Annotated in this window: 17 protein-coding genes; 11 read left to right on the top strand and 6 right to left on the bottom strand. The window is 60.1% G+C overall.

Going from position 1 to position 21,155, the window contains the following annotated elements:
* Positions 1-78 precede the first annotated feature (78 nt).
* The 10 genes from AC1D2G_RS21990 (at position 79) to AC1D2G_RS21945 (ending at position 11,250) form a co-directional block, all read left to right on the top strand.
* Entirely contained in the window at positions 79-558 is a 480-nt protein-coding gene (locus AC1D2G_RS21990) for a YidH family protein (protein ID WP_477299857.1), read from the top strand.
* A gap of 230 nt (positions 559-788) precedes the next feature.
* On the top strand, positions 789-2,333 hold the full coding sequence (locus tag AC1D2G_RS21985) for an arylsulfatase (RefSeq protein ID WP_457153600.1): 1,545 nt from the start codon (positions 789-791) through the stop codon (positions 2,331-2,333).
* Positions 2,334-2,408: 75 nt separating this feature from the next.
* Entirely contained in the window at positions 2,409-3,833 is a 1,425-nt protein-coding gene (locus tag AC1D2G_RS21980) for a DUF1254 domain-containing protein (RefSeq protein ID WP_477416584.1), read from the top strand.
* Positions 3,834-3,843: 10 nt separating this feature from the next.
* Positions 3,844-4,881: a DUF1254 domain-containing protein gene (locus tag AC1D2G_RS21975; protein ID WP_477416582.1), complete on the top strand. Its 1,038-nt coding sequence runs from the start codon at positions 3,844-3,846 to the stop codon at positions 4,879-4,881.
* 189 nt (positions 4,882-5,070) lie between these two features.
* Positions 5,071-6,402, top strand: a complete 1,332-nt coding sequence (locus tag AC1D2G_RS21970; protein WP_477416580.1) for a DUF1254 domain-containing protein — start codon at positions 5,071-5,073, stop codon at positions 6,400-6,402.
* Positions 6,403-6,432: 30 nt separating this feature from the next.
* A complete protein-coding gene (locus AC1D2G_RS21965) occupies positions 6,433-8,751 on the top strand; it encodes an arylsulfatase (RefSeq protein WP_477416579.1) in 2,319 nt (772 codons plus the stop codon).
* Between the two features lie 9 nt (positions 8,752-8,760).
* On the top strand, positions 8,761-9,633 hold the full coding sequence (locus tag AC1D2G_RS21960; RefSeq protein WP_477416577.1) for a bile acid:sodium symporter family protein: 873 nt from the start codon (positions 8,761-8,763) through the stop codon (positions 9,631-9,633).
* A gap of 40 nt (positions 9,634-9,673) precedes the next feature.
* Positions 9,674-9,865 (top strand): hypothetical protein, encoded by a 192-nt coding sequence (locus AC1D2G_RS21955; protein WP_477416575.1) that lies wholly within the window; start codon positions 9,674-9,676, stop codon positions 9,863-9,865.
* A gap of 87 nt (positions 9,866-9,952) precedes the next feature.
* Positions 9,953-10,876 (top strand): formylglycine-generating enzyme family protein, encoded by a 924-nt coding sequence (locus AC1D2G_RS21950; RefSeq protein ID WP_477416815.1) that lies wholly within the window; start codon positions 9,953-9,955, stop codon positions 10,874-10,876.
* Entirely contained in the window at positions 10,873-11,250 is a 378-nt protein-coding gene (locus tag AC1D2G_RS21945) for a DUF1622 domain-containing protein (RefSeq protein WP_095089161.1), read from the top strand. The genes AC1D2G_RS21950 and AC1D2G_RS21945 overlap by 4 nt, the downstream gene beginning before the upstream one ends.
* Before the next feature lie 183 nt (positions 11,251-11,433).
* Here AC1D2G_RS21945 and AC1D2G_RS21940 read toward each other — a convergent pair whose 3' ends face one another.
* Positions 11,434-13,188, bottom strand: a complete 1,755-nt coding sequence (locus tag AC1D2G_RS21940; RefSeq protein WP_477416573.1) for a tetratricopeptide repeat protein — start codon at positions 13,186-13,188, stop codon at positions 11,434-11,436.
* Positions 13,189-13,523: 335 nt separating this feature from the next.
* Between AC1D2G_RS21940 and AC1D2G_RS21935 the strand changes: the two genes are divergently transcribed.
* Complete coding sequence (locus AC1D2G_RS21935) at positions 13,524-14,678, top strand: helix-turn-helix domain-containing protein (protein WP_477416571.1); 1,155 nt, start codon at positions 13,524-13,526, stop codon at positions 14,676-14,678.
* Here the strand turns inward: AC1D2G_RS21935 and AC1D2G_RS21930 are convergent.
* The 5 genes from AC1D2G_RS21930 to AC1D2G_RS21910 form a co-directional block, all read right to left on the bottom strand.
* Positions 14,618-16,603 (bottom strand): mechanosensitive ion channel domain-containing protein, encoded by a 1,986-nt coding sequence (locus AC1D2G_RS21930; protein ID WP_477416569.1) that lies wholly within the window; start codon positions 16,601-16,603, stop codon positions 14,618-14,620. The two genes, AC1D2G_RS21935 and AC1D2G_RS21930, sit on opposite strands and share 61 nt — an antisense overlap.
* Positions 16,604-16,955: 352 nt before the next feature.
* Positions 16,956-17,969, bottom strand: a complete 1,014-nt coding sequence (locus AC1D2G_RS21925) for an Lnb N-terminal periplasmic domain-containing protein (RefSeq protein WP_457154178.1) — start codon at positions 17,967-17,969, stop codon at positions 16,956-16,958.
* 153 nt (positions 17,970-18,122) lie between these two features.
* A complete protein-coding gene (locus AC1D2G_RS21920) occupies positions 18,123-19,388 on the bottom strand; it encodes an alpha/beta hydrolase (protein WP_477228451.1) in 1,266 nt (421 codons plus the stop codon).
* A 320-nt stretch (positions 19,389-19,708) separates the two neighbouring features.
* Complete coding sequence (locus tag AC1D2G_RS21915) at positions 19,709-19,972, bottom strand: hypothetical protein (RefSeq protein ID WP_457155351.1); 264 nt, start codon at positions 19,970-19,972, stop codon at positions 19,709-19,711.
* A 146-nt stretch (positions 19,973-20,118) separates the two neighbouring features.
* A complete protein-coding gene (locus AC1D2G_RS21910) occupies positions 20,119-21,075 on the bottom strand; it encodes a DUF2950 domain-containing protein (RefSeq protein ID WP_477416567.1) in 957 nt (318 codons plus the stop codon).
* Positions 21,076-21,155: the final 80 nt, after the last annotated feature.

Below are 21,155 nucleotides of genomic sequence, written 5' to 3'. Positions count from 1 at the left end.
TAACGTACTTCGAAATCCTGCGCCGCGACCCGAGAGTGCGGGTCGACTTCGACACTGCCCCGTTCGCAGGACCCTGCAATGAGCGTTGCACCCGTAACCGGAAAATCCGGCTCCGATAGCATCTCCGTCGAGCTGTCGTCGCGCCGAACCGGCATGTCGTTCCAGCGCACCCGCATGAGCGCCGACCGCACGCTGATGTCGGTGATCCGCACCGCGCTATCCCTGATCAGTTTTGGCTTCACCATCTTCCAGGTGTTCCAGAAGCTGCGAGACGCAGGCACGCTCGCTCACGCCGCCGCACCGCGCAATTTCGGGGTGACGCTGGTCCTGCTCGGCATCCTGATGCTGGTCGTCGGCATCATCTATCACGTGCTTTTCATGGCCGGATTGCGCCGCGAACGCGATGCGATGCGCGATGCCGGTCTGATCCATGCCCAAAGCGGATATCCCGTCTCATTCACTCTGATAACGGCAGTGATCCTGTTGCTGATCGGTCTCGTCGCCATCAGCAGCATGGTTTTCAACGTCGGTCCGTTCACGGACGCCTCAGCGGCATGAGAAAGGATGGACAACCTTGAGATGGAAACTCCCCGCATCATCGCGCTGCGCCGAGAACCGTAAGGCTCTCCACGACATTGCCGACACTTTGAAAACACTCCGATCAATCCAGAAGGAAGAGCAGGGCATCGTCACGCGGATTTTGAAATGGCTGCACGTGATCCCGTGAAAAGGCGCTTCAGCCATTCGCGATCATGCCACTGAGACAGCGGTAACCAAGGAGAAACAGGATGGCGAAATCACCAAAGACCGGCAAGCCGAACATCCTCGTCATATGGGGCGACGATATCGGCACGGCCAATCTGAGTTGCTACACGCACGGATTGATGGGCTACAAGACGCCCAACATCGACCGCCTCGCCAAGGAAGGCTTGATGTTCACCGACGCCTATGGCGAACAGTCCTGCACCGCCGGTCGCTCGTCCTTCATCACCGGGCAGAGCGTCTATCGCACAGGTCTTTCAAAAGTCGGCCTGCCGGGCGCCGATGTCGGCCTGCAGGCCGAAGATCCGACTATTGCGGAAGTTCTCAAGCCGCTCGGCTATGCAACGGGGCAGTTCGGCAAGAACCATCTGGGCGACATGAACAAATATCTGCCGACAGCGCATGGCTTCGACGAATTCTTCGGCAATCTCTACCACCTCAACGCCGAGGAAGATCCGGAAGATCCGAACTATCCGAAGGACCCGCGGTTCAAGGAAAAATTCGGCCCGCGCGGCTTGCTGCATTGCTGGGCGACGGACAAGGACGACCCCACCGAGCAACCGCGCTGGGGCCGCATCGGCAAGCAGAAAATTACTGATACCGGTCCACTGACGCGCAAACGCATGGAGACCGTCGACGACGAAATCGCGGCCAAGGCGAAGGACTTCATCAAACGCCAGAATGATGCCGGCAAGCCGTTTTTCATGTGGCTCAACTTCACCCACATGCATCTTCGCACCCACACCAAGCCCGAGAGCCTGGGGCAGGCAGGGCCAGACCAGTCGCCCTATCACGACACGATGATCGACCACGACAAGAACGTCGGAGAAATGCTCGACTATCTCGACGAGCTCGGCATCGCCGACGACACCTTCGTCATGTACTCGACCGACAACGGCCCACATATGAACTCATGGCCGGATGCCGGCATGACGATGTTCCGCTCGGAGAAGGACACCAATTGGGAAGGCGCCTTCCGCGTGCCGCTCATCGTTCGCTGGCCCGGCAAGGTTCCGGCAGGCGAGGTGACCAACGACATTGTCCAGCACCACGACTGGCTGCCGACCTTCTGCGCGATCGCCGGCGATGCCGACATCCCGAACAAGCTGCTCAAGGGCCACAAGGCCGGCGACAAGACGTTCAAAGTCCATATCGATGGTTACAACCTTTTCGATTTCCTGACGAAGAAAGGCGTGGAGAGCCCGCGCCATGGCCTCGTCTATTTCGACGACGACGGCAGCCTCGTGGCAGTGCGCTTCAAGAACTGGAAGGTCGTGTTCATGGAACAGCGGACCGAAGGCACGTTGCGCCTGTGGATGGATCCGCTGGTCGTCCTGCGCTGTCCCAAACTTTTCAACCTGAGGACAGATCCGTATGAGCGAGCGGACGTTACCTCGAACACTTACTTCGATTGGTACATGTCCAAGGGCTACATGATTATGGCGGCGCAAGCGGTCGTCCAGCCGTTCCTTGCATCGTTCAAGGACTACCCTCCACGCCAGAAAGCGGCGAGCTTCACGCTTGACCAGGCGCTCGCGAAGATGGCGGAGAGCTTCAACAGCGGGCACTAAAGCATGTGCTCCGGCGGCAGGCGCACGCCTGCCGCCGGCGTCTGCCGAACCGCGGAATCACAGACGGAGAACGCCATGACCTTCAGACATCTGCTCGCAGGCGCTTTCGCTTTCGGTCTTTCAATGTCCGTGACCGATCCCAGCGCCGCGAAGGTGTGGACTTCGGAGCAACTCGCCGCGCGCACGATCGAACGCCGTGCCGTCGAGGCGGTCATCTGGGGCATTCCGGCCGTCAATTACGACCTGATGCTGCAGGAGATGCTCACCAAGACCAAAGGCAAGGTCAACCAGATCGTCTATTGGTCCCGTCTGCCGGACTGGAAGAACCAGACGCTCACACCGAACCCGGATTCCATCTACCTGATGCCCTTCATCGATACCAAGGATGTTGGCCCGGTCGTCCTCGAAATCCCGCCTGCGGAAGGCGGCTCGATAACCGGCAGCATCGACGATGCCTGGCAGGCGGCTCTCGAAGATGTCGGGCCGGCCGGCGTCGACAAGGGCAAGGGCGGCAAATATCTGATCCTGCCGCCGGGCTACAAGGACAAGGCGCCCGACGGCTACATCGCGCTGCCATCGAACACCTACCAGAGCTATGCGCTGCTTCGCTCCATCCTCAAAAGTGGCAGCGCAGCCGATGTCGCAAAGGCGGTCGAGTACGGGAGGCGGGTCAAGCTTTACCCGCTCTCGGAGGCCAGCAATCCCCCGCCGACCGAATTCGTCGATGCGATCGACGTCGTCTTCGATGCCACGATCCCCTATGACATCGACTTCTACAAGTCGCTCGACCGCATGGTGCAATACGAGCCGTGGCTGGAGCGAGACAAGGCGATGATCGACATGCTCAAGTCGATTGGCATCGAAAAAGGCAAGCCGTTCGCGCCCGACGCCGGGACCCAAACGACCCTGAAGGCAGCGGCACAGGAAGCCCACGCCTATCTCGACATGCGCTACGAGCAGTTGTTCGCGGCCACCTATTACGACAGCGCCCACTGGGCGGTGCCCGCCACGCCCGCCGTCATCGAAGGCATGTCGACACAATTTGCCAAGCCGGGCGCCTATCCCACGGAGGGGCGCGGAGTGGCCTACTCGATGGGATTCTTCAGCGCCAAGCATCTGGGCGCCGGCCAGTTTTACCTGATGACGTTCAGGGACGCGGGCGGCAAGCAGTTCGATGGCGCCAAAACCTATCGCCTGACCGTGCCGGCGAAGGCGCCGGTGAGCCAGTACTGGTCGGCGACCGCCTACGACCGGGCGACCCACGCGCTGATCCGTGACCAGAAGTGGTCGAGCCGTTCGTCGCAGAACACGGATATCCAGAAAAATGCCGATGGCTCGGTGGACGTGTTCTTCGGCCCCAAGGCTCCGAAGGGCAAGGAGTCAAACTGGGTGCCCACCAGCGCCAAAGGAAAATTCGAAGTCCTCTTCCGCCTCTACGGCCCGGAAAAACCGCTGTTCGACAAGACATGGGTGCTGCCGGATATCGAGAAGACAAAGTGAGGACACTCACATGACAATACGGGCTTTCACAATTGCCACGGCACTCTCGTTCCCCGCGCTTGGTTCGTTAGCCGGCTTGCAAGCGCGAGCAGCGGATGCCGTACCGGTCACCGTCGACAATTTCGTTCGCGCCGAAACCGATCTCTATTTCGGCAGTGCGATCAAGGACGCAGGTGGGATAGGCAAGTTCCTGCATCGCCGCGAGCCGATGCAGATCGAGCATCAGGCCGTTGTTCGCGCGAATCGTGACACGCTTTATTCGTCCGCCGTTTTCGACCTCGACGCCGGTCCTGTGACGATCACGCTGCCCGACGCCGGAGACCGGTTCATGTCGCTGATGATCGTCAACGAGGACCACTATGTGCCGCAAGTCGTCTATGGTGGCGGCAGCAATATGCTCGACAAGGAGACGGTCGGCACGCGCTATGTGCTGGCCGGGATCCGCACACTGGTCGATCCAGCCAATCCCGACGACGTGACGAAAGTGCATGCCCTGCAGGATGCGATAAAGGCCGAGCAGGCCAAGGCCGGCAGCTTCGAAAGTCCGGCGTGGGATCAGGCGAGCCAGAAAAAGGTGCGCGACGCACTGCTGGTTCTTGCCACCACGATGCCAGACTTCAAGGGTGCATTCGGCAAGAAGGGAGACGTCGACCCTGTCCGCCACCTCGTTGGCAGTGCGGCAGCATGGGGTGGAAATCCGGACAAGGATGCCACCTATCTCAACATCACCCCGGCCAACAATGACGGCACAACCGTTTACAGACTTGATGTCAAGGATGTGCCCGTCGACGGCTTCTGGTCGGTGAGCCTCTACAATGCCGAAGGCTATTACGAGAAGAATCAATACAACGCCTACTCGCTGAACAACCTCACGGCCAAGAAGGGCGACGACGGCGCAATCTCTGTCCAGTTCGGCGGCTGTGACGGCAAGATCGCCAATTGCCTGCCGATCATGAGGGGCTGGAATTACACCGTGCGGCTCTACCGCCCGCGAGCCGAGATTTTGGACGGAAAGTGGACATTCCCGGAGCCGAAGGCGGCCAAATAACAATCCTGCGATCTTCGGCGCCGTCACAAATACCGGCTGAACCAGGAGGGAAGGATGACGCGTCAAACTGCTCCACACGCGAAGGCCCCGGTCAGATCGTCCGAAGCGGATGCTGCCGGGTTGAACCCGCAACCCTTGCCGCCCTCGCCGAACTGGGCCATGGCGATGCCCTCTGGCCCTGACGCGAGAGTGAAGATCACCGAGCAATACGCGCGAACCGTCGCGAGGGATGCCTTTCTCTGGGCTTGGCCGCTGGTCAATGTCATGAACCGCCGCGCGATAAACGCAGAGATCCCGCAGCCGCTGATCTCAGGCGGCGCTCCGGCCGCGCCACTCAACCGGCTATCGATGATTACGGACTACATCGCGCCCGACGAGCGGCTGGTAGCCTGCCCGAACCAGGATGTCGTCTATGGCGGCGGGCCGCTGGCGCTGGATCTTTCACCGGCGGTGATACAGGTGCCAGATTTCGGCAATCGCTTCTGGGTCTACCAGATCGTCAATTCACGAACCGACAGTTTCGCAAGCCTGGGCAAGATGTATGCGAGTCAGCCCGGCTTCTACTTGTTCGTCGGCCCGGGCTGGCAGGGTGAGGTACCCAAGGGCATCGCGAAGGTGTTTCGATGCACCACGACGACCGGCTACGTGATCCCCCGTGTGTTCATGGACGACACCGTTGAGGACCGGGCAGCGATTCAGCCGGTCATCAACCAGATAAACATCTACCCGCTCAGCGAATTCGACGGCACCATGAAAACTGTCGACTGGAAACGCATTCCGCATGTCGACGCGGAGGGTGGCGATAAGGAAACGCCATGGGTACCGCCCGCAACGTTCTTCGACGCATTGCCAGGTGCGCTCGCCGATGCTCTTCCGCTTCCCGGCGAAGAGGCTCGCTACGCCCAGGTCCTGGCGGTGCTGCAGGCGGCAAAGGTCGACACGGGTCTGCGAAAGGCGATGGACGATGAGGCGGCCAGGGCCGATACCGAGCTTGTCGCTCCCCTGTTCGAATTCCGCAACTGGGGGATCCAACTCCCGTTCAATTGGTCGACGACATCCAACAACGCAGCATTCGGCACGGACTATTTTACGCGGACTGCCGTCGCGAAATCCAACATCTTCGTCAATGCACCGAACGAGACGAAGTATTATTATCAAGACCTCGATGCGGACGGCGGGCGTCTGAACGGAAGCAAAAAATATACTGTAACTTTTCCGAAGGACCAAACGCCGCCCGTGAAGGGCTTTTGGTCGCTGACGCTCTACAACGAACACCATTTCTTTGCGCCGAACGCTATCAAACGATACTCGGTCGGCACCAAGAACGCGGATCTCAAGCTTGCCGCCGACGGGTCGCTGACGATCATCGTTCAATCCGATACACCCTCGGACCCTGTGCAGCGGGCCAATTGGCTTCCTGCGCCGAAAGGTGCCGACTTCTCGCTCTTCCTGCGCGCCTATTGGCCAAAAACCGCGGTCATCGATGGCTCCTGGACGCCGCCTGCGGTGGAACGGCAGTAGGACGGCAAGACACGAAGAAGGAGGAGAGCAATGACACGTTCATTCAAGGGCAAGATCGCGCTCGACGTCCGCGATTCCAAGGCGGATTGGGACGCCTTCCTCGACAACCGGGCACCCAAGGATGCCCCCAACGTCCTCGTCATCCTCTACGACGACACCGGCCAGGCAGCCTGGTCGCCCTATGGTGGACGCATCGAGATGCCGACGCTCGACCGGCTGGCGAAGAACGGGCTCACCTACACGCAGTGGCACACGACGGCGGTCTGTTCGCCGACACGCTCTTGCTTCCTGACCGGCCGCAACCACCATGCCAACGGCTTTGGCACCATCTCCGAAGCTGCCACGGGCTTCCCCGGCTACAACGGGCATATCCCGCTGGAAAACGGCACGATCGCCAGCATCCTGCGCGACGCGGGCTGGAGCACCTTCTGGATCGGCAAGAACCACAACGTGCCGGTCGACGCGTTCGGGATGAGCGCCTCGAAGAAGAAGTGGCCGCTCGGCCTCGGCTATGACCGCTTCTACGGCTTCATCGGCGGCGAGACGAACCAATGGTATCCCGAACTGATCGAGGACAACCACTTCGTCGACCAGCCCAGCCAACCAGAAGACGGATACCATTTTTCGAAGGATATCGCCGACAAGGCTATCGGATTCATCCGTGACTCCCGCCAAGCCGACCCAGGGAAGCCCTGGTACATGTGGTACTGCCCCGGCGCGAACCATGCGCCGCATCACGCGCCGCAAGACTTCATCGACAAGTACAAGGGCAGGTTCGACGACGGCTACGAGGCCTACCGCAAGTGGGTTCTGAAGCGGATGATCGAGCGCGGTATCCTGCCGGCCGACACTGAGCTGACGCCCACCAATCCGATGCCACCGGAGATCGCCGCCGAGGGCGACATGGTGCGGCCCTGGAACACTCTTAATGCCGACGAGAAGCGCCTGTTCAGCCGCATGGCCGAAGTCTATGCCGCCTTTTCGGAATACACCGACGTCCAGATCGGCCGGCTGGTCGACTACCTCGAGGAATCGGGACAGCTCGACAACACGCTGATCTTCTACTGCGCCGATAACGGCGCCTCGGGTGAAGGCAGCCCCAGCGGCTCCGTCAACGAAAACCTGTTCTTCAACGGCTTCCCGGATGATGTGAACCGCAACCTTGCCATGATCGACAAGCTGGGATCGCCCGACACCTACAACCACTATCCTACCGGCTGGGCGACAGCTTTCTCGACGCCATACAAGATGTTCAAGCGCTATGCCTCGTACGCCGGCGGCACCTGCGATCCGCTGGTCATCCATTGGCCCAAGGGGATCAAGGCCAAAGGCGAGGTGCGCCACCAGTACCATCATTGCACCGACATCGTACCGACGATCCTGGAGGCCTGCGGCGTGAAGATGCCCGAGGCGATCGACGGTGTGAAGCAGTCGCCGTTGGCCGGCGTTTCGATGGCCTACACCTTCGATGACGCCAAGGCGCCGACCACCAAGGAGACGCAGTACTATGAGATGTGCGGCACTCGCGGCATCTGGTCGAAAGGATGGAAGGCCGCCGCCGTCCACGCGCCGCTCCCTTCGGACCAGGGCCATTTCGACAAGGACGTCTGGCAGCTCTTCCACACCGACGCAGACCGCTCGGAGGCCCGCGACCTGGCCGCCCAGCATCCCGAGAAGCTGAAGGAACTGACCGACCTCTGGCTATCGGAGGCCAACAAGAACAACGTGCTGCCGCTCATAGATCTCGGCGTGGCGGCCATGCACGCCGCCGAATACCACGCGCCAAAACGGAACCGATACGTCTATTATCCGGGCACAACCGAGGTGCCCGAGGCAGCGGCGGCTCCGACGCTTGCCGTGTCGTTCAAGATACTGGCCGAGGTCGAGTTCACCGGCAACAGTCAGGGCGTGATCGTGGCGCAAGGCTCGCGCTTCGGCGGCTATTCGCTATTCGTCAAGGGTGGCAAGCTGTTCTACGTCTACAACTTCCTCGGCATCCCGCCCGAACAGCGGCTGGTTGTCGAAGCGCCCAAGCTGGGCAAGCACATTGTCGGCGTCGAGTTCGTCAAGGAACGGATCACCAAACAGCTCGAGACCCTGGGCCAGATGACGCTCTACGTCGATGAGGAGCCGGTCGCGCACGCGCCCTTCCGCACCCAGACGGGCCGTTACATCCTCTGCGGCGAGGGGCTTTGCGTCGGCTACGATGGCGGCGATGCCGTCAGCAGCGAATACAAGCCGCAGTTCCCGTTCGCAAACGGGCGGGTGGTCAAGGTCGTCTTCGACGTCGCCGATGACGTGTATCTCGATCTGGAGCGGAAGTTCGCCGCCGCGATGGCCCGGGACTGAGGGAGCACTATGACGATCGCGCAGCTCATTCCCATGGCCATCAACCTCTCGATGGGGCTGATGGTGTTCGCGCTTGGGCTCCAGGCAAGCTGGCGGGATGCGGCATACTTGTTGCGGCAGCCGGGGCTTTTTGCCAGATCCCTGCTTTCCATGAACGTCATCATGGTTTTGCTGGCGATCGCGATGGATGCGCTGTTTGCCCTCAACCCGGCAGTCAAGCTCGCCTTGGTGGCGCTCGCTTTGTCGCCGGTGCCACCGGTCCTACCCGGCAAACAAACCAAGGCCGGCGGCTCGGTTTCCTACACGGCCAGCCTGCTCGTTACCATGGCTGCACTTTCCGTCGTCATCGTGCCGTTGGGTATCGCTCTCATCGGTCGCACATTCGGGTTCGGGATCGCCGTGCCGGCCAGCCAGATCGTATCGATCGTGGCGATAGGCATTGTCCTGCCGCTCATCATCGGGCTACTCGTCCGCCAGTTCGCTCCCGCCCTCGCATCCCGCCTAGCGCACCCGCTGTCTCTATTTGCAACGATCCTGCTGGTCGCGGCCTTCATTCCGGTGCTCATCAGGATCTGGCCGGCCATGGCGGCGATGGTCGGCAATGGATCGCTTGCCGCGCTGGCTTTCTTTGTCGTGGTTGGCGTCCTTGTCGGTCACGGTCTTGGGGGTCCGGAGGCCGACAACAGAACCGTGCTGGCCCTCGCCACCGCAACGCGTCATCCTGGAGTGGCCATCGCGATCGCCCACGCAACCTTTCCCGACGAGAAGGCCGCCATGGCCGTGGTACTCTGGCATCTGATCGTTAGCGCGATCCTATGCATTCCTTACGTGAACTGGCGCAAGCGTGTCCGCGCAGCAACGCAGTCAAAGACCGCATTGTGACGGAGCTGTTGAGAATTTGCCGGAAAAGCCGGATGATTGAATGATTGCGATGCTTCTTCGTCGCCGCCGGCAATTGTCCGGGATCGACGCCTGGAGGCATCTTCTGGTCGCTGCGGTGACGGCAGCGGACGAACGAGGCGAGTTCATTCAGCAGAAGCCCAAATCCGGCAGCCCTGTCGCCGGCACAATCGACAGCCGCGGCCTGTCCGTGACGAAGGCGCAAGGAGGTTGACGGATGGACGAAGTCGCAAGAGCTGATGACCTGCTGGTCGAAAAACCGGAGACGATCCCACAGTCTGTCGATTCACCGACGGACGGCATGATCTGGATACCAGGCGGTTCGTTTCTGATGGGCTCCGACAAATTCTATCCCGAGGAGGCGCCGGCCCATCGCGTGAAAGTCGACGGTTTCTGGATGGACCGATTTACCGTGACCAATGGCGATTTCGAAAAGTTCGTCGCCGCGACGGGCTACATCACGCTGGCCGAAAAGCCGGCCAACCCGGACAATTACCCAGGCGCCTTGCCGGACATGCTTTCGCCGTCCTCGACCATGTTCAAGAAGCCGGCCGGACCAGTCGACATGCGCAACCACTACAACTGGTGGGTCTATGTGCACGGCGCCAACTGGCGCCATCCGAGAGGCCCCGCCAGCTCGATCAAGAAGCTGGCCGATCACCCGGTGGTGCATGTCGCCCATGAGGATGTCGAGGCTTATGCACGCTGGGCAGGCAAGGAGTTGCCGACCGAAGCCGAATGGGAGTTTGCGGCGCGCGGCGGCCTCGAAGGCGCCGACTACGCATGGGGCAATGAACTCACGCCCGGTGGCCAGCACATGGCCAATACCTGGCAGGGCGAGTTTCCCTATCGCAACACGCTGGACGATGGTTACGAATACACGGCGCCAGTGGGCTCGTTCCCGCCCAATGGCTTCGGTCTTTTCGACATGGCCGGCAACGTCTGGCAGTGGACGACTGACTGGTATCAGGAGCACGGCAGGATCGACAGCCCGTGCTGCACAGCGGAAAACCCGCGCGGCGCCTCGCGCGAGGCAAGCTACGACCCGCGCCAACCGGACGTGAAAATCCCGCGCAAGGTGACCAAGGGCGGTTCGCATCTCTGCGCGCCAAACTATTGCCGGCGCTATCGTCCCGCGGCACGCATGGCACAGCCCGTCGACACGTCGATTTCCCATCTTGGTTTCCGCTGCATTGTCCGCGTCACCAGGGGCGGCAACCCATGATCGTTGCACAATGGCTGAACCAGCTGGCTGAACTCAGCGCCCCGATCATCGATCTTCTGGCCCTGGTCCTGATCCTGGCAGGGACGCTCGAGGCCTTCGTAAACGGTGTCAGGGTGATGCTCAGCCATCCGGACGGGCACTACGCCATTCGCGCGGTGTGGATGCGTCATGCCAGATGGCTGATCGCCGGCCTTACATTCCAGCTTGCCGCCGATATCATCGAGACCTCCGTCGCGCCGAGTTGGGACGACGTAGGCCGCCTAGCGGCGATTGCCGTGATCCGCACATTCCTCAATTTCTTCCTCGAGCGCGATCAACGGGAGGCTCGCGAACTCCAGCAGGAGAGCGAAGCCAGAAAGATGGCAATGACCTAGAGCGGTTCACCGTTTCACGGAAACGCCGAACCGCTCTATCTCTTTGTTTTGACGCAATTCCGGACGGAAAACCGTTTCACACTTTTCCTGGAATTGCTCTAATGCATGTCGCCCAAAAGCGGCCCGGTTTGGGGCAACGACATGCAAGGCGCGTCGCCGGAATCCGTTTCAACGCAGCGCGCTTTAGACGGCCATAAGCCCTACTGGAGGCGAAGGCCGGCGAGTTGGAGGCCTTGTGCAAGCTCCGTGGGTCAACTGCGGATCAAGGTGACGGCGAGACATATCGGAATGGAAATTCTGCTCGAAATCGGGGCGCTCTTTACGTATGTCGGAGATGATTGCGGATGCATCTCCCTCTCGCCCCAAGCGTCCCAGCGTTGCCGTCAACAACAGGTCGGTGAGATAGCATCCGTTGGCCTCGCGCTTCAGGCGGAGCAACACGTCACCCAGTTGTCCCTGGCGATAGGCGTCGAACGCCAGCGTCCACTCAGCGTCCGGTAGCGGCAACCCGTCGACCTTCAGGGCCTCGTTTGCAAGCCTTATCCCCTCGTCCCGCTCGCCGGTGGCGTAGAGAATACGGGCGAATGTAGCTGCCACCTTGGTGTTGTAAGGGTTGAGCGTAATTGCCCTGCGCCCCGCGGATACCGCTGCTTCGACGTGGCCTGCCCGAAACTCCGCCATCATCTTGGCGGTGAAGCTGCGGGAGGATTCCGGGGCCAGCGCCACTGCACGATCGGCATGTTCGTGAGCGGCCGCGGTCAGGTCGGTCGACGCATCTGGCTGATCGATCGACAGGAGTATCGGGACCAGCATCGCATGGGCATCGGCATCGTACGGGCGCTGCCGCAACGTCCGCTCGAGGCATTGCCTCGCTTGCTCCAAGACTTGCGGCGTCTGCATCCCCAACGCGCGGTTGGCCCGTAGGACGCAACCATTGCCCAGCGTAGGATGTTCCAGGTCCCGGTTAGCCTCGACGGTGTTGATCGCTCCATCCAACGACGCGATGCGTGCAGCCAGCCGGGAAACCAGCAATTCGGCCGGGTCGGCCGACGAGGCGGTATCGACGTGAACGCGCTCTTTCTCGGATTGAATCGCTTCCCCTGTCTGCTGGTCGACGACCTGCCACCAGACCGACTTCTGGACCGAATCCGAGCTGTACTTCAGGATCAGTCGATAACGGCTACCAGGCAAGGCAGCGGGGGTGCCTTCGGCGGTACTTGACGTGTAGGCGTCGGGCGCTGAAAGCCTTAGCGTACTGAAGTCTGAAAGCGCGCTCATCAGCAAGTCACGCAGGGCGATTGCTTCGTGATCGTTGACACCGTCCAATTGCAGATCGACGGCGACCGACGGCCTTTCCGAAATGGTCATGGTGTTCAGACCACTGAGCAGATTGTAGCCAAAAAACAGCGCGACGCAGGACAAGGCCACTCCAGCGAGGCCCGTCCTTCTCAGGGCGACGATGGCTTTTCGCCTCATCATTCGACGTTGATCTGATCTGGTCGCGACAACCCGGGGACGAGATTGCGCGCGACCAAGGTGATCGCTCCCCTCAGGGTCCTCCCGGATGTGCCGGGAAAACACTGGCACATACCTGCCTTTCGGGAGTTCGATGCTGATCTCTCGGTCCGACCCGTATAGTTCATAGTAGCGGGCGAGAGCCGCTCGAAGCCGGGTTGCTTCGATTCGGACGATCGGATCGGTCGAAGCGTCGAAGGACGGCGGACGGCCGAAGACGTCAACGGCTATGGAGTATGCCTTGAGCGCGCTCTCGCGTCCCGCGAAAAGCTCTTCGGAAACAAAGCGCAAGAACTTTCTGTTGCGCTCGGAACATTGAAACTGAGGGTCTGAAAGGATCGCTTCGAGTTCTTCGTGAGCTTGCGTATAAGAGACTGCTAAATATCGACCCGAATCGATATCACCCTCGTGGTTGGCTTCCACTGCACGCTCCTCGGATCTTTTTGACAGCTCGCGTGCTGCATTCCAGCGTCTCAGGCTAAACCGCTGCTGTTGTTGACGCTATGCAGTTTGTGCCAGCGGTGATCGGGTAGACGGCGAACAGGCGACTTGGCTGCCTCTTTTCGCTGAAAAACGTCAAGTTTCGGCATATTCTGATTTTCCCGTTATTTTGAGAAGCAAGAAGCCACCCTTCGTTTGGCAGGATCGTTGGCAAGTACATTCGATTCTAAACTTAACCATCGGTAATTTTTCACGGTACGCTTGCGCCGCGAGCTGCTATACTTATAGCGCGGGGGGAGGGTCTCGCGGATCATCCCATGGTCAATGACGCTTCTGAGGAGAGGCAGCCTGGCGATTGCAGCGGTCAGTCTTTGCCTGCCAGTTCGGCTGGTCGGATGAATTCCGTTGCGCTCAACGTCCACACCGTCAAGCTTCAGACCGCGGAAGATCTTCGAGAGGCGGTGCGTGGTGCGGATTTGAAGATCGTCCAATTGGCGCCGGGCATATTTGACGGCCATTTGATGCATGCGCAGATCGGTGCGCTGTCTCTAAGCACTGGCGATTTTGGACCGGATATCCGCGCACGTGGCGTGATGAATCAGCACTTGGTGACAATCGGCATGATGCTGGAGAGCAGCGGTGCGGTCACGCAATGGGACTACGACGTCGTTCCTGGCGACGTCATCGTGTTTCCCAAATCGGTCGAGCAAGAGGGGCGTTTTACCGGTCACTCCCGCTACGCGACAATCACACTCAGCGAAGACGCACTTGCTGCCTTCGCGGCAGGTGAGCCGGTTCTGCAGGACCCGCAGTTCTGGACCAAGATCTCGAGGTTCCACCGGTCACCGTCCCTGCGGGCATCTGCTCGCCGTGAGATTGGGGAAATGGTTTCGCAATTGCGTGAGGGTTTAGTCCCTGACGATGAAGCAGGGATACGCTATTTCCAGCGATCTCTTGTCGAAGCCTTCATCACAGGCATTGTCGATGAGGTGTCGAACGAGAGCGACGAACGGCATTGCTCTGGCGCGAAATTGGTCCGCGATGTCGAGGATTTTGTCGACAGCATCGAAATCGATCGTCCGGTGCATATCTCGGAATTGTGCTCATCTCTCATGGTATCACGGCGCACTCTCCACCGTGCCTTTCAGCATACCCTGGGGATAGGTCCGGTCGCCTACCTGCGCCTGAGGCGCTTATCGGACGTTCATCGCGTGCTAAGCAGCGCGAACCCGACCTGTGTCGGCGTTACGCAAGCTGCCCTTGATCAAGGGTTCACCGATCTCGGGAGGTTTGCGGCGTTCTATAAAAGGATTTTTGGCGAGGTCCCTTCAGAGACACGCTTCAAAGCGACGAGCCCGCTTGGTCGCCGGTCACGCTCACAGCGCGGTAAGGCCTTTCCGCCTGTCCAAGATCAGGCTGCTCCGGGATTAGATGTCAGTGGCTTTGGGACGGCCTTAATGCCGTTTTCCTGAAATGCCTGGTGCACGGCGATCAAAGCGGCGCGGCGGATCATGAAATGTCTGCCCGCTTTCGCCTTGAATTTGGCCCGGATGACCAGCGTGCCGTCCTCGACTTCGCCAATTCCTTGGCTCTTGAACGGCTCGAGCATATCTGCGGCAAGTTCCGGGTTGGCTGACATATCCTGGCCGATCTTCTTGAAAATCTTGCGGACTTTTTCGACATCGGTGTCGAATGCAACGCGAAAGGTCAGTTTCTCGATCATCCAGTCGCGGCTGAAATTCTGGATCTTGCCAATCTCGCCATAGGGGATTGTCGCCAAGGCACCGCGCTGATGGCGCAGCGAAACCGACCGGACCGAGATTTTTTCCACGGTCCCCTTGGCGCCCGACGTTTCGATATATTCGCCGAAGCGGAATGCATCGTCGATCAGGAAAAACAGCCCGGAGACCAGGTCCTTCACCAGCGTCTGCGAGCCGAAGCCGATGGCCAGCCCGAACACGCTCAAGCCGGCGATCAGCGGCCAGACATTGACCCCGATCGACACCAGGATCGAGAGCAGCGCCAAGGCCACAATGCTCGATTTGCCGACCGCGCTGATCAGCGGCACCAGCGTGCCCAACCGTGAACGCGGCGCACCCAGCGCCTCCTCGTCATCACCTGCGGCGGGCAACTCCGCGCGCAAGGCGCGAACCGACACTGCGCCGACCACGTTCCACAGAAACGCCGCCACCAACATGATCAGCGCCACACCGGATGCGCCCTTGACGACCTCTCGCAGATCTATGCCGAACCCGGCAGCCAGCGGTGTCGCCCACAGCGTTCCCAGCATGGCAATCATGATAGCCACAACGGTGAAGCGGGCGGTCTGTCGCCCTGCCGCTGCCAAGATCGAGATGTCAGGAGACTCCAATCCGCGTTGCGCCCAGTTCCCGATCATTGCGTCGAGATGTGGTGCGGCGAGAAATATCAACCCGGTCAGCAAAACGGCCGACCCACGAAGTGATGCTCCCATGGTCAGCGCGGCCTGAGTGGTGAGAAAGGTGATTATCAGGAACGCGATCACGATTGCCGGCCACACTTTGGCGAGACGGTTGCGCCAGCGGCTTCTGGGGCGCGGACCGGCGACGGCGACTGCCATTGTGCGTCTGTGCCGCCATACGGCCCATGCAAACAGAACGTAGATCGGAATTGCGAAGCCTGTTCGCAGCAGATCCCCCAAGGCCGGCCCGACGGTCCAGAGCCGCAACGTCGCGATCAGCGTTGTGCCGATGATCGCCAAGCCAATGGCAAGCGAGAGGTCGCGCACGAGCGCTGCCAGATGGGCGGAGCGCTCCTGCGCGAACTCGGATCGCCGCGATGCCATCAACAGTGATCTGACGGCGGCGAGAATGACGAAGCCGAGCACGGTCACCACCGTCCAAAGGTGAAGGGTTTGCAAAGGCACGCCAGAACCGGCCAGCAGCCGCGCAGCAATGAAGCCGATCACCAGCGCCACTACAATAGCCGCCACGCCCGCGAAGAATCTGCGCGATGCACTGCTTGTCGCACTCGCCTTCGCGAACCGCCGGGCAAGCTGGATGTACACGCCGGCGACGAGCGCAACGACCAACACAATCTCGAACAGGAGCCCAAGAAGAGATGTTCCCCCGGCTGCAAGCGAGGCCCTCAGGTTTTCAAGCTCGACGGGGACGTTGCCCAAAGCGGAAACCCGCGCGAACAGTCCGGAGACGAAACGATCGGCGAGCTGTTCGAAGCCCGAGATCAACGAAGTAACGTCCGTATCCGCTGTCTTGTCCACGATTTCCCCCTCTTCAGCGCCTCGGAAGCCAGTTCCGGCAGTCAAGGCCGCTGTCTCGCTATCCAGCACCCGACCGTCGCACAATTCAAGCTTCTTTTCTGTCCGGACCTGTTGCCCGCGCGCGGGGTCCGAGCGCACTGAACTTGTCGCCCCAGAGCGCAACGACCGCGCCTATGAGATAGGCCTGATTGGAGATGTCTATCAGGCGTTTACAGTGGCTTTCTTCTGGCTCGATTCTTAGAAAACCAACATCTCATTCAGCTCTCGATTTGACGCCTCGCCGTAAGCAAGTATGCAAACGACAATGGCCCATTCGACGGGTGTGTTTCATCGTAGCGGAGCGGGCGTGTTGAGAGAAGTTTGGGCGACATTCCATCGCTGACTGAGAGGCAGCGCCGCGAGGAAGCGCTGAATGGCTCACGTCTTCGGCGATGCAAAATAACAACTGCGCCGCTCGACCAGCTTGCCCACCTGCGAGCCCCTTCCCAGATCAACTGCCAAGGCCTGGAGACGGCACACCAACCCGGATCAATCTCGAAAAATCCGGTGAAAGGCCCGACTTCCGCGCACGGTCGTCTATGTGGGCCACCTCCCGCAAGGTCGACAATGGCAAGCGGGTATCGAGCGCACCGCGGTCGTACGCATAATCAGGAAGATAGCCGTTAACAATGAGCCGCCAGTCGAATGGAACCACGTCGCCGACTGCTCGCATCATCTTGACGATCGTCGTCGTGCAGTTCGTCGTGATCGAATTGTAGAATGCAGGCTTCGTGGAAAGCGCATTTGCGTCCGAGACGTATTCCAGCAGAAGCGTCCGGGCCGCGTCAGGCGATGCTTTCAGGCGATAGATCTGGACGTCCTCTCCCCGAACATTTGACCTGACACCGACCACGTCTCGCTCGTCGGCCGCGATAATAACCAAGGGATTGCTCTTGAACAGATCCGCTATGGGCGAAAACTCGCCACCTACACGGCGCCGCACCTCAATGGACCAAGCAAGATATTCACCGCCCGAGAAGCCAAAGCTCATGATGACATGGGCCATTTTCGGTCCAGCCCAATAGGACATGAAGAGGTCGGCGGTCTGAACCGTGGAAAGGTCGTAGGTTCGGGTTGTCCAACGTTCGGTGAAATCGGTGTCGCTGCGCCATTCGAAATCACGCACGTCTTTCAGGGTTAACAGGTTTCCATCGCGCGTCCCGGTTACCTGACGGGCGACATCGGGCGCCCAGTCGGCGTCGCCCAAAGGCTTGATGGTGCTCCACCAGACCAGAACCGCAGCAAACGCGGCGAGAAACAGGACGAGCGCCCGGAAGCGAAAACGGCTGAACAGCGCGATGATCGTGCCGAGGCCGAACAAGATGAAAAGGGCGCAGGCCGCAGCCCGGCCGAGCTCTCCCGCAGGCAGGCGATACCACATGGCAAATCCGGCCCAGGCAGCTACGGCGGCAATGGCGAGCGACAAGATAATGGCGAACGAGATTTGAGCGATGCGACGCATCATTTCCCCTTCCAGCCCTACGGTACCAACAGAGGCGTCTCTTCAGGGGCGGCCGGAGTCGCTTGCTGCCGTCCGAATGCCATTCTCACGGGCGCTGGAACCAACTTCGAGATGGAGCATCCATAAAGCTTTGTTGCCGGCCCTAGCCTGGAACAATTACTTCTTACAACCTTTCGTGGAGGTCGCTGGCAAAGTACAGCCCTTGTTGGCCTGTGTCCTTCGAGAGCCGGTCAAATTCTCGACCTCGTTGCCGTAGTTTTCTCTGGTGTTCTGATCGACCACTGCAACGGGTGCCGAAATCACCAACCCTGCAGCACTGCCAGCCGCAGCCGCCGCGCCGGTCGTCGCTTGCACGATCGTGTCGCCAAGGCCCACCCTGCTGTCTGTCAGGGTCTGGCCAGCAGCCATCCGCGCTCCAATCAACTGGACGATCTGCGGAGACGAGGCGAACTTGCCGTGATTCAAACTGTCTCCGGACTTGACCTTCGTCAGGTCGATGACGGTTACATTGTTGCTTGAAAGTTCTTCCTTGTATGGAGCCTCTTCCGGATTGATAGAGCCGAGCCGGGGGATGTTGCCCCAGACCCGTCGCGAAAATGCGAGCGCCCGGTCATCCTGCGAGACAAAGAGGGTGAACTGGGGGTGCTGTTTGCCCATGTCGGCAATCTGTGTGCGAAACACGTCGACATCGACGTCAGGCGCGGCCAGCATGACGTTCTTGAACTTCGCCGGCAGTCCGCCATTGCGGATGGCCATCTGGCGCAAGGATTCCAACGCAAGCCAGTTGCCCATCGAATGGGCGAGGATCGAAACCTCTTTCACTTCAGGATCGCGAGCGAGGTATTGGAACAGCGTCTCAAGCGCATCTCGCGTGTAATTCGTGCTTTCGCGATCGTAGCCATAGGCCAGCGTACTGCCTCGGGAAGGCCATGTGACCAGGATCGGAGCGCTGTCGGTGCCTGTGTCGTGAGCGATCTGCGCAAAGCGATAAAGGGAATCTTCGAAGCGGTTGTTGAAGCCATGGACGAATACCAGCACGCTGTGGTCCGGGCTCTTCCTGACAGTGGCGTGCAGCCATTCCTTCGCGCCATCCCGTGTTAACTCTTCGGCTTTCACCACCGCGAAATCGGTTGCCGGGTTTGAGGGCAGCTTCTTGGGCCAGGCGACCTCGCCGACCTTGCGCACCGACGCTGGTGGGATCGACACCGTAACGTCCGCGAATGAAGGAGCTATCCCGCGTTCGCCCGTATACATCTCGGCCGGATTGGTGGAGCGCGCGCGGGTCGTCGTCACCAGCATCTCCACCTTGCTGGATGCCGGAGATGTATCGGCTACGGGCAACAACACATTCGTTGGACGAGATGCGCAACCGCCAGACAGGCCGATCAGTGCGAATGCCAGCAACGCACGGGGGATACACATGAATTTGAACTCGCCTGCAAAGCCGGCTTCCAAAACGTCCCCCTCACGTGTGCAACGTCAACAAGCCGCCTCGGATACTGCTTGTTGCCAATCGAAGTCAGTTGACAATGATTGCCTCGACAGTGGCACCCAAGATCCGATCGGCACGCTGCTCCACACCACCAACCAAGTACCGGAATCCGTTCTTTTGCGCAACTGCTAGGCCCCGCGTCTCAACATTTCGCCTGGCTGCGCGCCGCCGGTCCGCTCCTAACTAAACAGCGAGGCATTCAACGAAGAGGTCGTCGAGTACCCGGCCGCTGCAAGCCATGCCGCCGACTTTACTTGATGCGGGCGACGCCACCCGAAATCTCGATCGTTTCCGACCCGGTCAGGGCCTCGAGGTCACCATTGGGCCAGGTGACGAAACAGCCGTTCGGGCAGAATTCCACGGTCTCGCCGGCATGCAGTGCAAGCTTCGTCTTGCTACCGCCTTCCGTCACGATCAACGTTCGGATCTTGCTGTCCTTGTTAACCACGCTGGCTGCCAAAGCCGAACCACCCACGGCAAGAACAGCAATGACGGCGGCGAACGACGTCAACACGTCGCACTTGATCGGCCGATTTAGTGGCGGGCAATATTTGAACTGCTGTGTCACTAGGGTCGTGAACCACCCATTCGGGTTGATCATGAAGGCGCCTCTGCCGACGAGGTTGGCATTGGCGATGGGATCACCGTTTCCGAACCGGGCTAGTCACCTGTCACCTGCCATTTGTCGTCGGGATTGAATTGCTTTATCGAGCCGGCCAAAGCCTCCGTCTTCGGGCCCAGATCGGCCTCGTAGACGATACCTTGCTGATTGACCACAAAGGTTTTGACGCCCGTTTCGGCATATTTCACAGGCCAGGCCACCAGCCCGAAACCCGCGATCATGTTGCCGTTGATGATATAGTTGTAGGTGCCACCGGCGATATTCGCGCCTTGGCCGGTCAGGATGCGGAAGCGATACCCAAAATAGCCATTGCCTTTCTTCGCCTTGTCGAGAGCCGCCTGGTTGATGAAATCGCCTGCCGGACTGACGCCATTGGTCTCGTCGGACGGCCAATATAGCCCGTCGGCTCGGCCCTCGCTGCTGATCAGCTTCTGGGCGTATTCCAGCACGCCATCGCCGTCGCGGTCCTCTGAAGCGTAGTCACGCTGAGCTTCCACATAGGCGCGAACCGTTTCGATCGCCGTGATCTCATTTTCCCCGACACGCCGGTTGATGATCTCTTCGATGCCAGCCTGGGTATCGAAAGCCCACTTGCCGTCCTTGCCCTTGGCGATGGGGAATGGCAGCGTCCATAGCTTGTCGCCAATGTCGAGTTCCTTGCGGTCGCCAAGATCACGCACTATCACCGTCTTCGCAGCGCCTTGCCGGATCTGCGTGTAGGTATCCATCACGCCTTCACTTGTCCTCAGCTTTGCGGCATCCAGCCCAAGCAGTACGGCCAGTCCATCGAAATCATCCTTTGCCAGGACTGACTTGAACGCGTCCACAGCCGCCGAGGGATCATCGAAAAGCGGCGGACCTTTTTTGGCCACGTAATCCTCGAGCCTGTGCACCTCCTGCGCGCTGGCAAAATTTGCGGAACCCGCGCCAATGCTCAAGATCATTCCGGCCCCGAGCAGCGAACGTAGAACAAGACTCCGGACGGACGTTTTCATGTCGGTTCTCCTCGCCAAATTTATTAACGCCGGCCACCGCCGCGCCCGCCACCGCCGGCCACCGCCGCGCCCGCCACCGC

The sequence above is a fragment of the Mesorhizobium sp. P2_C7 genome, from assembly GCF_056404515.1.
This window is presented reverse-complemented; position numbering and strand designations above follow the sequence as displayed.